Genomic DNA, 12,880 nt, shown 5'->3' on the forward strand with positions numbered 1-12,880 from the left:
CGCAATGACAGGCGATGGACTGCGATGCGGTCTGATTAACGCCGCAACGTAAATTCTTCCGCGCCGCGCCGCTGCTCCCACTTCGCCTGTTCCAGCTCGGGCCGGTCGCATTCGACCTCCGGATAGCCGATGCAGAGATAGGCGATGAACTTCCAGGTGTCCGGGACGTCGAGACTAGCGTGGATGCGATCTGGATGGAGGATCGATACCCAGCCAAGCCCGATGCCCTCGGCGCGCGCGGCGAGCCACATCGCGGTGATCGCCGCGACCACGGAATATTCCGTCGTCTCCGGCATTGTCGCGCGGCCGAGGCCGTGACCGATGTCGCTGGCCTTGTCCGCGAACACGGCGAGGTGGCCGGGGGCCTGTTCGAGACCCGACAGTTTCAGCGTCGCATAGCGCGCGGCGCGCTCACCGGCATAGGCATTCAACGCGTCGGCGTTGCACGCTTTGAAGTCGTCGATCACGGCGCGACGCCGTGCGGCGTCGTCAACGATGACGAAGCGCCAGGGCTGGCTGAGGCCGACCGAGGGTGAGAGACAGGCCGTCTCGATCAGGCGATCGATGGCGCCGTCCGGCAGCGGGTCGGTGCGAAAGCGGCGCACGTCGCGGCGCCACACGAACAGCTCGCGCAAGTGCTGGCGGAAGGTGTCGTCGAACTCGACCATTGCGTCAGCCTCCGATCTGGACAGCTGCGGCAACCAGCAGGATCAGGATCTCGCCGGCCTGCTCGAACGCGCCGAGGATGTCGCCGGTCTGCCCGCCGATCTGGCGGATGGCAAGTCGCGCCAGCATCAGGCCGGCGAGGGAGAGCAGGATCAGGCTCACCAGCGCCTTGCCCGGCCCAAGCGCGAGCACGAGCGCGAGGATCCCAACAGCGAATGCGATCGCAACGCTGCGGCCCGGCGGTGATCCCGCACTCGCCGACAGGCCGTCAGATCGCGCAGGCGCGACCTGCGACATGAAGGCCGGCAAGCCCGCGCGGGCCGCAGTATGCGCAGCGCACAGCGCAAGCGCGACCGCCCACGGATTGGCGATCGCCGCGAGCGCGCTCCAGCGCAGGCCGAACGACAGGATCAGCGCGCAGACGCCATAGGTGCCGATCCGGCTGTCGCGCATGATCTCGAGCTTGCGCTCGCGCGTGCGGCCGCCGCCAAGCCCGTCTGCAGTATCGGCAAGACCGTCCTCGTGCAGCGCGCCGGTGACGAGGGCCGTCGCGGCCAGCGCGAGCAGGGCGGCGAGGCTCGATGTCAGTCCGAACCGGCTGGAAATCGCATAAACCAAAGCGCCGGCAAGGCCGACCACCAGTCCCGCAACGGGAAGCGCCCAGGTCGCGCGCGCGATGGCGCCGTCGCCGGCTGGCTCCGACGATGCCACCGGCAGGATCGTGACAAAGGACGCCGCGATCCTGAGATCGGCGATGAGATCCCGCAGAAGCTCGGCGCGCGGCATCATTTCAGTTTCATCGGCAGGCCGGCGACGACGAACTCGACCTCGTCGGCGACATCAGCGATGGTCTGGTTCATGATCCCGGCGGCGTCGCGAAAGCTGCGCGCCAGCGCGTTGTCGGGCACGATACCGAGGCCGACTTCATTGGTGACAAGGACGACGGGGCTCTTCAGGCGGAGCAGGGCGGCGGCGAGCTCGCTCACCTCGCGCTCCCAGTCGCGCTCCGCATGCAAGAGGTTGGAGAGCCACAGCGTCAGGCAGTCGACCAGCCTTGCGCCGCCGCCATCAGTTGCGAGCAGCGACTCGACGAGATCGAGCGGCACTTCGCGTTCGATCCAGTCGGTTCCGCGGCGCGCGCGATGTATGGCAATACGCGTCTCCATTTCCGCATCGAGCGCCTCGGCCGTTGCGACATAGACCGGCTGCCCGGGAAAGGCGCGCGTGCGCGTTTCCGCACGTTTGCTCTTGCCGGACCGTGCTCCGCCGGTGATCAAAATGACGGCCATGAAGTCTCCTGTCGGCCAGCACTAATCACCAAACTTGGGCAAAGACAAAGCCGAAATCCGCCGGCCGGGGGCTTGCGCTCCGGCTGGGGTTTGCGCAACAGGGGCGGGACAGGAGGCGTGCGTGGGTTTTGCCGGTGCGATGGTCGTGGCGATGGCGGTGGATGCCCTGTTGGGCTGGCCGGCGTGGTTGTTCGCGCGGATCGGCCATCCCGTCACCTGGCTGGGCCAGCTGATCTCTGCCATCGACAGCGCCTGGAATCGGCCGTCCGATCCGCCGGCATTTCGCCGCGCCGCCGGCATCGCTGGCGCGCTCCTGGTGATCGCGCTCTCCGTCGCGCTCGGCTGGGCAGTTCAGTCCTTGCTTCCCTTGGGCTGGATCCAGATCGTGCTGGTCGGCGTCCTCGCCTGGCCGCTGGTCGCGCTGCGCTCCTTGCACGACCACGTTGCTGCCGTCGCAAATCCCATGCGGGCCGGTGACATTGCCGGCGCCCGAGACGCGGTCTCGCGCATCGTTGGCCGCGATCCCCTGACGCTCGACGAGGCCGGCATCGCGCGCGCGGCGATCGAGAGCCTCGCCGAGAATGCGTCCGACGGCATCGTCGCACCGGTGTTCTGGGGCGCGCTGTTCGGTCTGCCCGGCATTTTGGGCTACAAGGCGATCAACACGCTGGACTCCATGATCGGCCATCGCTCCGAACGGCACGAAGCCTTCGGCTGGGCCGCGGCGCGCATCGACGATGTCGCCAATTTCATTCCGGCGCGGCTGACCGGATTTCTGTTCGTGCTGCTGGCGCCCCAGCGATCAGAGGCGCTGTCGTGCATGACGCGGGACGCACGCCGTCATCGTTCGCCCAATGCCGGCTGGCCGGAAGCCGCCATGGCGGGTGCGCTCGGCGTGCGGCTCAGCGGTCCGCGGATCTATCACGGCAGCACCACCAACGAGCCCTGGTTGAATGAAGGTGCGCGCGATCCGCTTGCCGCCGACATCGATCGGGGATTGACGGTTTACCGTCGCGCCATGCTGCTGCTCGCCGGCCTCCTTGCGATCCTGGCCTTCGCGTGAAAGAACAGCGCATGCGCGAGCACGGTGGAAATCTCGATCAGGCCCAGCAGCGCTTCGGCGGTCGCGCAGAAGACTGGATCGATCTGTCGACCGGGATCAACCGCCTGCCTTATCCCGTGGGCGAGGTGAGCTCGCGCGCGTGGAGCGCGTTGCCGTCGCGCGCCGAGATCGAGGCTCTGCATCGGGCGGCGCGGCACGCTTACCGCACGAGCGCGGCGGTTGTCGCGCTTGGCGGCGCACAGGCCGCAATTCAATTGCTGCCGCAACTCGCACCACCCGGCCGCGCGCGCATCCTCGCGCCGACCTACAATGAATATGCCGGGGTCCTCTCGGCCGCGGGCTGGGAGGTCCAGGAGGTCGGGGAGCTCGAGGCGCTGGTCGGCGCCGACCTCGCCATTGTCGTCAATCCCAACAATCCCGACGGCCGATGCCACTCACCAAGGGATTTGCTGGCGCTGCTGCCGCGCGTGGGCCGTCTCGTCATCGACGAGAGTTTTGCCGATGTGGCCCCGCAGCTATCGCTTGCATCCGAGGACCGGCCGGGGCTGCTGATCCTGCGCTCCTTCGGAAAGTTTTACGGCCTTGCCGGCCTGCGGCTCGGCTTCGCGCTCGGCAATTCGTCCGACATCGCCAAGCTTGCGGCGATGTCGGGACCTTGGCCGGTCTCGGGAGCGGCAATCGCGATCGGTTGCCGCGCTCTGCATGACGATGCCTGGGCCGAGGCCACGTCCGTGCGGCTCGCGCGTGACTGCGCTCGCCTCGATGGCATGGTGCAGGCGGAAGCCTGGACGGTCATTGGCGGGACGCAGCTGTTTCGTCTCTACGCGACGCCTGACGCGCTTGCCGCGCAGGAGAAGCTGGCGCGTCGCCATATCTGGTCGCGCGTGTTCGCGCGAGAGCCGACATGGCTACGCCTCGGACTTCCGGGCGGCGAACCCGAATGGACGCGCCTGGCCGAGGCTCTGGCGCGCTAGCGCGAGCAGGCCTTCGACGTCGAGATGGCCTTCGATGTGATCGGCAAGGGCATCGAGCGCGCTCTCGACCCTGGCGTGATAGGGCTCGTCGCCGGCAGGAATGTCGAGCTTCGCCAAGAACGCCTTGCGGAACTCATCGGACGTGAACAGGCCATGCAGATAGCTGCCCTGCACGCGTCCGTCGCGCGAGATCGCGCCCTCCGGTTCGCCGTTCAGCTTTGCGAATGGCCGCGCGCGATCCGGACCATCGGTGCGACCGATGTGGATTTCATAAGCCTCAATCGGCTGATCTGTCGCGGCGTGCACGGCCGCAACGCGCGTCAGCGTCTTCTCCGAGCTCATCACCGTTTCCACATCCAGAAGCCCGAGACCCGGAGTGTCGCCGGCGGGGCCCTCGATTCCATCGGGATCGGTGACGCTGCGTCCCAGCATCTGATAGCCGCCGCAGAGGCCGAGCACTTGGCCGCCTCTGCGGTGATGCGCCAGAAGATCGATGTCCCAGCCTTGGGCGCGCAGAAAGGCGAGATCGCCGCGGGTGGATTTCGAGCCGGGGATGATGACGAGCCTGACGTCGCCGGGAATGGCCTCGCCCGGCCGCACCATCACGAGATCGACGCCAGGCTCGAGCTTGAGCGGATCGAGATCGTCGAAATTGGCAATCCGCGACAGCGCGAGACAGGCGATCTTGCATTGGCCCGGCTTGCGCGCATCGCTCAGGCCCAGCGCATCCTCGGCCGGCAGCTCGCCGGCGCGCGCGAACCAGGGCAGCACGCCAAAGCCGCGCCATGCGGTCTTTTTTTCGATCAGCTTATAGCCATCGTCGAACAGCGTGGGATCGCCGCGGAACTTGTTGATGACAAATCCCTGGATCATCGCGGCATCATCCGGGTCGATCACCGCCTTGATGCCGACGAGTTGCGCGATGACACCACCGCGGTCGATGTCGCCGACCAGCACGACCGGCACATCGGCCTTGCGCGCAAAACCCATATTGGCGATGTCGGCGTTGCGCAGGTTCACCTCGGCCGGACTGCCGGCGCCTTCCACCAGCACGAGATCGGCGCGCGCCTTCAGCCGCTCGAAGCTCTCCAGCACAGCGCCCATCAATGACGGTTTCATCGCCGCATATTCACGCGCACGCGCGGTCGCGATGCGTTTTCCCTGCACGATCACCTGCGCGCCGACATCCGTCTCGGGCTTGAGCAGCACCGGGTTCATGTCGGTGTGCGGCTCGACGCCGGCGGCGAGCGCCTGGAGCGCCTGGGCGCGGCCGATCTCGCCGCCGTCGACCGTGACAGCCGCATTGTTCGACATGTTCTGTGGCTTGAACGGGAGCACGCGCAGGCCGCGTCGCACAAAGGCGCGCGCGAGGCCGGCGACGATGAGCGACTTGCCCACGTCCGAGCCGGCCCCCTGGATCATCAATGCGCGCGCCATCGCGAGTTCTTAGAACTCGACGCCGGCTTGCGCCTTGATGCCGGAGCGGAAGGGATGTTTGACCAGCGTCATCTCGGTGACGAGATCGGCGATCTCGATCAGCTCGTCCTTGGCGTTGCGTCCGGTGAGCACGACATGCGTCATCGGCGGCTTCTGCGTCGTGAGGAATTCGACGACCTCCGCGATGTCGAGATAGTCGTAGCGCAGCGCGATGTTGATCTCGTCGAGCACGACCATGCGGAGATTATGGTCGAGGATCAGTTCCTTGGCCTTCTCCCAGCCGGCGCGGGCGGCGGCGATGTCGCGGGCGCGGTCCTGCGTCTCCCAGGTAAAGCCTTCGCCCATGGCGTGGAATTGGCAGAGGTCGCCGAAATGGCCCGTGAGCATGCGGCGCTCGCCGGTATCCCAGGCGCCCTTGATGAACTGCACGACCGCGCAGGGGAAGCCGTGGGCGACACAGCGGACGATCATGCCGAAGGCGGAGGAGGACTTGCCCTTGCCAGCGCCGGTGTGGACGATGATGAGGCCCTTTTCGCCGCTCTTGGTCGCCATGATCTTGTCGCGGGCGACCTTCTTCTTCGCCATTTTCGAGGCGTGACGGGCGTCGGTTTGGTCGCCCGTCTGGGTATCCGGTTCTGACGTCATCGGACGGGGTCCTTCGGCTTGACAAGAGGCGGTCGGGGGCAAATGGTGACCCGGCGTTGGTTCCTGTCCTACGACAGGCGAAGAGGGAATGCGATAGGGTCCGAATCGGCAAGATTTGGTTCCAAAATGCAGCCGCCCCCGCGACCGTGACCGGAGAGATGCCCGAAGCCACTGATCCCCTGGGGATCGGGAAGGCGGGGATCGAAGGGGAAACCCTGCTCCGGAAGCCGGGAGACCTGCCAGCGTGGACGATTTTGGACCGGCGGACGGGGTGTTCCGCGACGGGGAAACGGGCCTTCGCAAGAACGGTTCGTGGGCCTCTTCGCTTCCCGCTGTTTATTCTGGAAGAAGCGATGGCCGTCACACTTCATGTCTGCATTACCTGCCGCGCCGGCGAGACACTTGGCGAGGGCGAGACGACGCCCGGCAAACGCCTGCATGGTGCGATCCTCGAGGCCGGCGTGCCCGATGGCGTCAGCGTGGTTCCGGTCGAATGCCTGTCTGCATGCAACCAGGGTTGCTCGGTCGCGCTCAGCGCGCCCGGCCGCTGGTCCTATGTCTATGGCCGTCTGTCGGATGCGAATGCCAGCGACGTGGTCGCGGGCGCCGCGGCCTACGCGGCCGCACCCGATGGCCTCGTGGCCTGGCGCAGCCGCCCGGAGATCTTCCGCAAGCAATCGCTTGCCCGCATTCCCCCCATTCTCCCCTTGGCCGTCGTGCCGGAGGCCGCCGAATGAATTCGCTCGCAAAAGTCCCCGTCACGGTCGTCACGGGCTTTCTCGGCTCCGGCAAGACCACGCTGATCCAGCATCTGCTTGCCAACGCTAACGGCAGAAAGCTCGCGGTGCTCGTCAACGAGTTCGGCAGCGAGGGCGTCGATGGCGAGATTCTGAAATCCTGCGCCGATGCGAATTGCCCGGAAGAGAACATCATCGAGCTCGCCAATGGCTGCATCTGCTGCACCGTCGCGGACGATTTCATTCCGACCATGGAGAAGCTGCTGTCGCGGCCGGTGCGGCCCGATCATATCCTGATCGAGACTTCGGGCCTGGCACTGCCGAAGCCGCTGCTCAAGGCATTCGACTGGCCGGAGATCCGTTCGCGCATTACGGTCGATGGTGTGATCGCGCTTGCCGACGCCGAAGCTGTCGCCGCCGGCCGTTTCGCGCCCGACCCAATTGCGGTCGAGGCGCAGCGCGCGGCGGACGGCAATCTCGACCATGAGACGCCGCTGTCGGAAGTGTTCGAGGACCAGATCGCCTGCGCCGACATCGTGCTGCTGACCAAGGCCGATCTTGCGGGTGCGGCAGGGCTCGAAGCAGCCAAAGCGGCGATCACCGCCGAGATGTCGCGCCGCGTGCCGATGCTGGCGATTACCGACGGCGCGATCGACGCGCGCGTCATCCTCGGCCTCGGCGCTGCCGCCGAGAACGATCTCGCCGCGCGTCCCTCGCATCACGACGGCGAAGAGGATCATGAGCACGACGATTTTGCGTCTGTCGTGATTGACCTTCCCGAGGTCACCGACATCGACGCGCTGGTTGCATCCGTTCAGCGTCTGGCGCGCGAACAGAATGTGCTGCGCGTCAAGGGTTACATCGCGGTGGAAGGCAAGCCGATGCGCCTCTTGCTGCAGGCGGTCGGCGAGCGCGTACGCCACCAGTTCGACAAGCCCTGGGGCGCGGGCGCGAGGCAATCAAAGCTGGTCGTGATCGGCGAGCATGGCGATATCGACGAGGCCGCGATCAAAGCGGGACTTGGTGTCTGATGCACGTCGTCTTCCGCGAGAGCCGCGGTCTCGAGGAGACCGCGATACCAAGGGACATCGGCCAGGACCCGGCCGATCTCGTGGTGCTCTCGTATTCGGATTCCGATCTTGCCACATTCGCGGCCGGCTGGCGTCGTGGCCGCGACAGCCTGCCGTCGCTACGGCTCGTCAATCTCGCAGAACTCCGTCATCCGCTCTCGGTCGACACCTATATCGAGCGCACGCTTGCGCAGGCGCGCGGCATCCTCGTCCGCCTGATCGGCGGGGAATCCTACTGGTCGTATGGGCTCGGGGCCCTGCAGCAACTGGCGAAGGAGCGCGGCATCGTGCTGGCCGTGCTGCCGGCCGACGGCCGCGACGACACGCGTCTGGATGCGTATTCGACCCTGCCGGTCTCGACGCTGCGGCGGCTCAAGGTGCTCTGCGACACCGGCGGCCCCGTCGCAGCGCAAGCCGCGATCGCGCAGCTTGCGCTGGCTTCGGGCCTCTATGCCGGCCCCGTGATCGGCGAGACGACCGTGCCCGAGATGGGCTTTTACGATCCGGCGCGCGGTGTCATTGCCGCGCCGGCGTCGGGTGAGGGCAGGCCGCGAGCGCTCGTGGCCTTCTATCGCTCCTATCTCACCGCTGCCGACACTGGCCCGGTCGATGCCCTGATCGCCGCATTGCGCGAGAAGGGGTTCGACGCGCATGGTGTGTTCGTCACCTCGTTGAAAGCCGCGGGGGTCGCGGATTGGTTGCGCGAGTATCTGGCGCAAAATCCTCCGGCCGCGATCGTCAATGCGACGGCGTTCTCGGCGATGGGCGACGACGGCACGACGCCGTTCGATGCCGCATCCTGCCCGGTATTCCAGGTCGCGCTCTCCACGGCACGCCGCGAGGACTGGGCGGGTTCGCTCCGCGGCCTCTCGCCCGGCGACCTCGCGATGCATGTGGTGCTGCCCGAGGTGGACGGCCGCCTGTTTGCGGGCGTGGTGAGCTTCAAATCGGCAGCGATGCGCGATCCCGATTTGCAATTTTCGCATCTGGCACACAGGCCGGACGAGGAGCGCGTGAAGGCCGTGGCCGCGCGCGTTGCGGCCTGGCGTTGCCTTGCGGAGAAGCCGGTCGCCGAAAAGCGGATGGCACTCGTGCTCTCGAACTATCCGGGCCGTCCGCATCAGATTGCGCATGCGGTGGGTCTCGATGCGCTGGCGTCGGTCGACGCATTGGTGTCCGACCTCTCGGAGGCCGGCTTCGATGTTGCGCCGGTCCATGGACTGGGCGAGACGCTGCTCGAGCGGACCTTGAGCGGGAGCGTCGCCGATTACCGTGCTGCGCTGTCGCGCCTTCCGCAAGGCTTGCAGGATGATCTCGCGCAAGCCTGGGGCGCGCCGGAGACCGATCCCGGTTGCCGCGACGGCTCATTCCATTTCGCCGCGATTCCATGCGGCCGGTCGATCATCGCGGTTCAGCCGGAGCGTGGCGATGCGACCATGCGCGATGCGGACTATCACGATCTCGCGCGCACGCCGCGCCATGCCTATGTCGCGTTCTATCTCTGGCTCCGGCAGCAGCGCTGTGATGCCGTCGTGCACATGGGCGCGCACGGCACGCTGGAATGGCTGCCCGGAAAATCGGTGGCGCTGTCGCAGGCGTGCTGGCCGGAAGCCCTGATTGGCGATCTGCCCGTCATCTATCCCTTCATCGTCAACGATCCCGGCGAGGCCGCGCAGGCCAAGCGGCGCCTGGGTGCTGTCACGGTCGGCCATCTGCCGCCGCAGCTCGCAGCATCAGCGGTGCCGGACGGGTTGCGCAGGCTCGAACAGCTCCTCGACGAGTACTCGACGGCCGATGGCCTCGATCCGGGCCGCCGCCAGCGTTTGATCGCCGCGATCCGCGACGAGGCACGCGCGGCAGGCCTCGAAGACGATCTTGGCCTCGATGCAACGGCGGCGCCCGCTGAAGCGATCCCGCGGATCGACCGTTTCGTCTGCGATCTCAAGGAAAGCCAGTTCGGCGACGGCCTGCATGTGTTCGGCCGCGGCCCCTGCGGTGACGCGGAGCGCGACGCTTTGCGGGCCGCGCTTGCAGGACAGCGCGTCGCGCCGGGGCCGTCAGGCTCACCCTATCGCGGCCGCCAGGACGTGCTGCCCACGGGACGCAACCTTTTCGCCGTCGATCCGCGCGCGGTGCCGACGCCGTCGGCGCATGCCCAAGGCATCAAGCTCGCGGAAGAGCTGCTGCGCCGCCATCTGCAGGATCATGGCGACTGGCCGAAGAGCCTTGTCGTCGATCTCTGGGGCTCGGCGACGATGCGCACCGCAGGCGAGGAGTTTGCCATGGCGCTGCATCTGGCCGGCCTCGCACCGCGCTGGGATCATGCTTCCGGCCGTGTGACCGGCTACGACATCATCGCGCCTGCCGAGCTTGGCCGGCCCCGCATCGACGTCACCCTGCGCGTCTCGGGCCTGTTTCGCGACGTCTTCTCAAGCCTTGCGCAATTGTTCGAGGCGGCAGCCGAGGCGCTGTCGGCTCGCGAGGACGAGGGCGACGAGAATCCCTATCGCCATCGCACATCGCGCGTGTTCGCGCCGCGCCCCGGACAATACGGCGTCGGCCTCTCGGCAATCCCGGACGCCTTCACGCCCGAGACGCGCGAAGCCGCCGGCGAAGCCTGGCTCTCGGCATCGTCATGGGCGTTTTCGGCCGATGGCGAGATCAGGCTCGATCGTGCCGGTATCGAGAAGCGGCTCGCATCCGCCGATGCTTTCGTGCACGTGCAGGATTTGCCGGAAACCGATCTTCTGCTCGCGGCCGACTATGCCGCGCATGAGGCCGGCATTGCGGCCGCCGCGGCACATCTCGGTGCGGCAGGGCCATCGCTCTATCATCTCGATGCGACGCGCCCCGAGCAGCCGCATGCGCGTACGCTGACCGAGGAAATCTCCCGTGTGGTCCGCGCACGCGCGGCCAATCCGGCCTGGATCGCCGGCATGATGCGCCACGGTTTTCGCGGAGCGGCCGAGATCACCGCAACGCTCGAGCACATGGCGGCCTTCGCGCATCTGGCCGGCGCCGTGCCGCCGCATCTGTTCGACCTCTACTACGATTCGACACTCGGCACCGACGACGTCCGGGCCTTCATGGCGCGCGAAAATCCGGCGGCGCTGGCGGCGATGGAGACGTGTTTCACGCGCCTGCATGAAGCCTCGCTCTGGCGAACGCGCCGCAATTCGATCGCGGCTGCGCTGCGGGAGGCGTCATGAGCGCTTCCGTGGTCAAGGGCTGGTGTCCCGGCGCGCTGCGCCCGATGCAATCGGGCGACGGGCTCGTGGTCCGCGTGCGTCCGTTCGGCGGACGACTCGACGCGGCCCAGATCTCCGGACTGGCCCATCTTGCCGAGCGCCATGGCAACGGCCTGGTCGACGTGACCAGCCGGGCCAATCTCCAGATCAGGGGCGTCAACGAGACCAGCCACAGGCTGCTACTCGACGGGCTTGCGCAACTGGCGCTGCTCGACCCGGATGCTGAGACCGAATCCCGTCGCAACATCCTTGTGACGCCGTTCTGGCGTGCCGGCGACGCGACCCAATCGCTCGCCGCCGAGCTCGAGGAGGCGCTCGCCGACAGCTCGCTCGAACTTCCAACCAAGTTCGGCTTCGCCGTCGACGACGGCACCTCACGCGTGCTTGCGGGCGATTCCGCGGACGTGCGGATCGAGCGCGATTATTCCGGCGCACTGCTGGTCCGGGCTGATGGCGACAAACTCGGCCGCTCCGTCGCGCGTGGCGAGGCCGTGACCACCGCGCTCGCATTCGCCGACTGGTTCGTGATCTCAGGCGGCGCCAGAGGCGGGCGAGGGCGGATGGCGGCGCATCTTGCCACTGGCGCAATCCTGCCGGAGGCATTGCGCGGCGAGGCCGAGCCGGCGCCGATCATGGCGGCGGCGCGTCCCGGCCTCTATTCGCAAGGTGCGATGGTCGGCGTCGCCTTCGGGCAGATGGCGCATGCAACGCTCAACCAGTTCGCCGGTTGCGGACATGCGCTGCGCATGACGCCATGGCGGATGGTTTTGAGCGAGGGCAAGCGCGCGATGCCGGGCGTGACCGGTCTTATCACCGAGGCCTACGACCCTGCGCTGCGCGTCATCGCTTGCAGCGGTGCGCCACGCTGTCGCGAGGCGCATGCCGATACCCGCGGCCTTGCCGCGGCCCTGGCCCCGAACATCGGCGCGGCCGCACGGCTCCACGTCTCCGGCTGTGCCAAGGGTTGCGCCCATTCCGGTCCCGCCGCCATCACTCTGGTTGCGACCAGCGCCGGCTTCGACCTCGTGCGTGCCGGGTCGACGCGCGATGAGCCCATCCTGCGGGGGTTGAACCGCGACGACATCGTCAGAGATCCCTCCATCCTGATGGGAGGACACTGATGCCGCACATTTACGAGACCGACGGCGCAGCGATCTACCGGCAGTCCTTTGCGACCATCCGCGCTGAAGCTGATCTTGCGCACTTCACGCCGGACGAGGAGCAGGTGGTGGTGCGGATGATCCATGCCGCCGGCATGGTCGGCCTGGAGGCGCATATCCGCTTCACATCAGGCATGGCGGTCGCCGCCCGCGCGGCGTTGCAGAAGGGCGCACCGATCCTGTGCGACGCGCGCATGGTCTCCGAAGGAATTACGCGCGCGCGGCTTCCCGCCGCCAACGCCGTCATCTGCACGCTGGGCGACGAGACCGTTCCCGCGCTCGCGCAGTCCATGCGCAACACCCGTTCGGCTGCGGCCCTGGAGCTGTGGCGGCCGCATCTCGACGGCGCGGTCGTGGCGATCGGCAATGCGCCGACCGCGTTGTTTCATCTCCTCAACATGCTGGAGGACCGGAGCTGCCCGCGGCCCGCGGCGATCATCGGCTGTCCCGTCGGCTTTGTCGGCGCGGCCGAATCCAAGGCTGCGCTGATGGCCGATCCGAAGGTGCCGGCGCTCACGGTCGAGGGCCGCCTCGGCGGTTCCGCGATCACGGTCGCCGCCGTGAACGCGCTGGCGAGCCGGAGCGAATAGC

The 12,880-nt window shown here is 67.4% G+C and carries 12 protein-coding genes and 1 riboswitch; of the genes, 7 read left to right on the top strand and 5 right to left on the bottom strand.

Annotated elements, in window-relative coordinates:
* Positions 1-35 precede the first annotated feature (35 nt).
* The 3 genes from bluB to cobU are packed head-to-tail and all read right to left on the bottom strand — an operon-like array spanning position 36 to position 1,955.
* On the bottom strand, positions 36-668 hold the full coding sequence (gene bluB / locus IVB41_RS17360) for a 5,6-dimethylbenzimidazole synthase (RefSeq protein ID WP_247407776.1): 633 nt from the start codon (positions 666-668) through the stop codon (positions 36-38).
* 4 nt (positions 669-672) lie between these two features.
* Positions 673-1,455, bottom strand: a complete 783-nt coding sequence (gene cobS, locus IVB41_RS17365; protein WP_247407778.1) for an adenosylcobinamide-GDP ribazoletransferase — start codon at positions 1,453-1,455, stop codon at positions 673-675.
* Positions 1,452-1,955: a bifunctional adenosylcobinamide kinase/adenosylcobinamide-phosphate guanylyltransferase gene (cobU, locus tag IVB41_RS17370; RefSeq protein WP_247407780.1), complete on the bottom strand. Its 504-nt coding sequence runs from the start codon at positions 1,953-1,955 to the stop codon at positions 1,452-1,454. Before cobU ends, cobS begins: the two co-directional genes overlap by 4 nt.
* A 121-nt stretch (positions 1,956-2,076) precedes the next feature.
* Between cobU and cbiB the strand changes: the two genes are divergently transcribed.
* Both cbiB and cobD read left to right on the top strand, forming a co-directional pair.
* Positions 2,077-3,018: an adenosylcobinamide-phosphate synthase CbiB gene (gene cbiB / locus IVB41_RS17375; RefSeq protein WP_247433169.1), complete on the top strand. Its 942-nt coding sequence runs from the start codon at positions 2,077-2,079 to the stop codon at positions 3,016-3,018.
* An 11-nt stretch (positions 3,019-3,029) separates the two neighbouring features.
* A complete protein-coding gene (cobD, locus tag IVB41_RS17380; RefSeq protein ID WP_247433173.1) occupies positions 3,030-3,992 on the top strand; it encodes a threonine-phosphate decarboxylase CobD in 963 nt (320 codons plus the stop codon).
* Here cobD and IVB41_RS17385 read toward each other — a convergent pair.
* On the bottom strand, positions 3,927-5,429 hold the full coding sequence (locus tag IVB41_RS17385) for a cobyric acid synthase (RefSeq protein WP_247433176.1): 1,503 nt from the start codon (positions 5,427-5,429) through the stop codon (positions 3,927-3,929). The two genes, cobD and IVB41_RS17385, sit on opposite strands and share 66 nt — an antisense overlap.
* Before the next feature lie 9 nt (positions 5,430-5,438).
* Positions 5,439-6,074 carry a cob(I)yrinic acid a,c-diamide adenosyltransferase gene (gene cobO / locus IVB41_RS17390; protein ID WP_247288992.1) on the bottom strand — a complete coding sequence of 212 codons (636 nt, stop codon included), beginning with the start codon at positions 6,072-6,074 and terminating at the stop codon, positions 5,439-5,441.
* Between the two features lie 40 nt (positions 6,075-6,114).
* Positions 6,115-6,333: riboswitch (cobalamin riboswitch) on the top strand.
* A gap of 94 nt (positions 6,334-6,427) precedes the next feature.
* Here cobO and IVB41_RS17395 point away from each other — a divergent pair.
* The 5 genes from IVB41_RS17395 to IVB41_RS17415 are packed head-to-tail and all read left to right on the top strand — an operon-like array spanning position 6,428 to position 12,879.
* A complete protein-coding gene (locus IVB41_RS17395; RefSeq protein ID WP_247433179.1) occupies positions 6,428-6,811 on the top strand; it encodes a DUF1636 domain-containing protein in 384 nt (127 codons plus the stop codon).
* Positions 6,808-7,842 carry a cobalamin biosynthesis protein CobW gene (gene cobW, locus IVB41_RS17400; protein ID WP_247433183.1) on the top strand — a complete coding sequence of 345 codons (1,035 nt, stop codon included), beginning with the start codon at positions 6,808-6,810 and terminating at the stop codon, positions 7,840-7,842. Before IVB41_RS17395 ends, cobW begins: the two co-directional genes overlap by 4 nt.
* On the top strand, positions 7,842-11,090 hold the full coding sequence (gene cobN / locus IVB41_RS17405) for a cobaltochelatase subunit CobN (RefSeq protein ID WP_247433188.1): 3,249 nt from the start codon (positions 7,842-7,844) through the stop codon (positions 11,088-11,090). The genes cobW and cobN overlap by 1 nt, the downstream gene beginning before the upstream one ends.
* The gene (gene cobG, locus IVB41_RS17410; protein ID WP_247433191.1) at positions 11,087-12,250 is read left to right on the top strand and encodes a precorrin-3B synthase; all 1,164 of its coding nucleotides are present in this window, start codon (positions 11,087-11,089) and stop codon (positions 12,248-12,250) included. The genes cobN and cobG overlap by 4 nt, the downstream gene beginning before the upstream one ends.
* Entirely contained in the window at positions 12,250-12,879 is a 630-nt protein-coding gene (locus IVB41_RS17415) for a precorrin-8X methylmutase (protein WP_247433194.1), read from the top strand. The genes cobG and IVB41_RS17415 overlap by 1 nt, the downstream gene beginning before the upstream one ends.
* Position 12,880: the final 1 nt, after the last annotated feature.

This window comes from Bradyrhizobium sp. 44 (assembly GCF_023073095.1).
Taxonomy (GTDB): domain Bacteria; phylum Pseudomonadota; class Alphaproteobacteria; order Rhizobiales; family Xanthobacteraceae; genus Bradyrhizobium.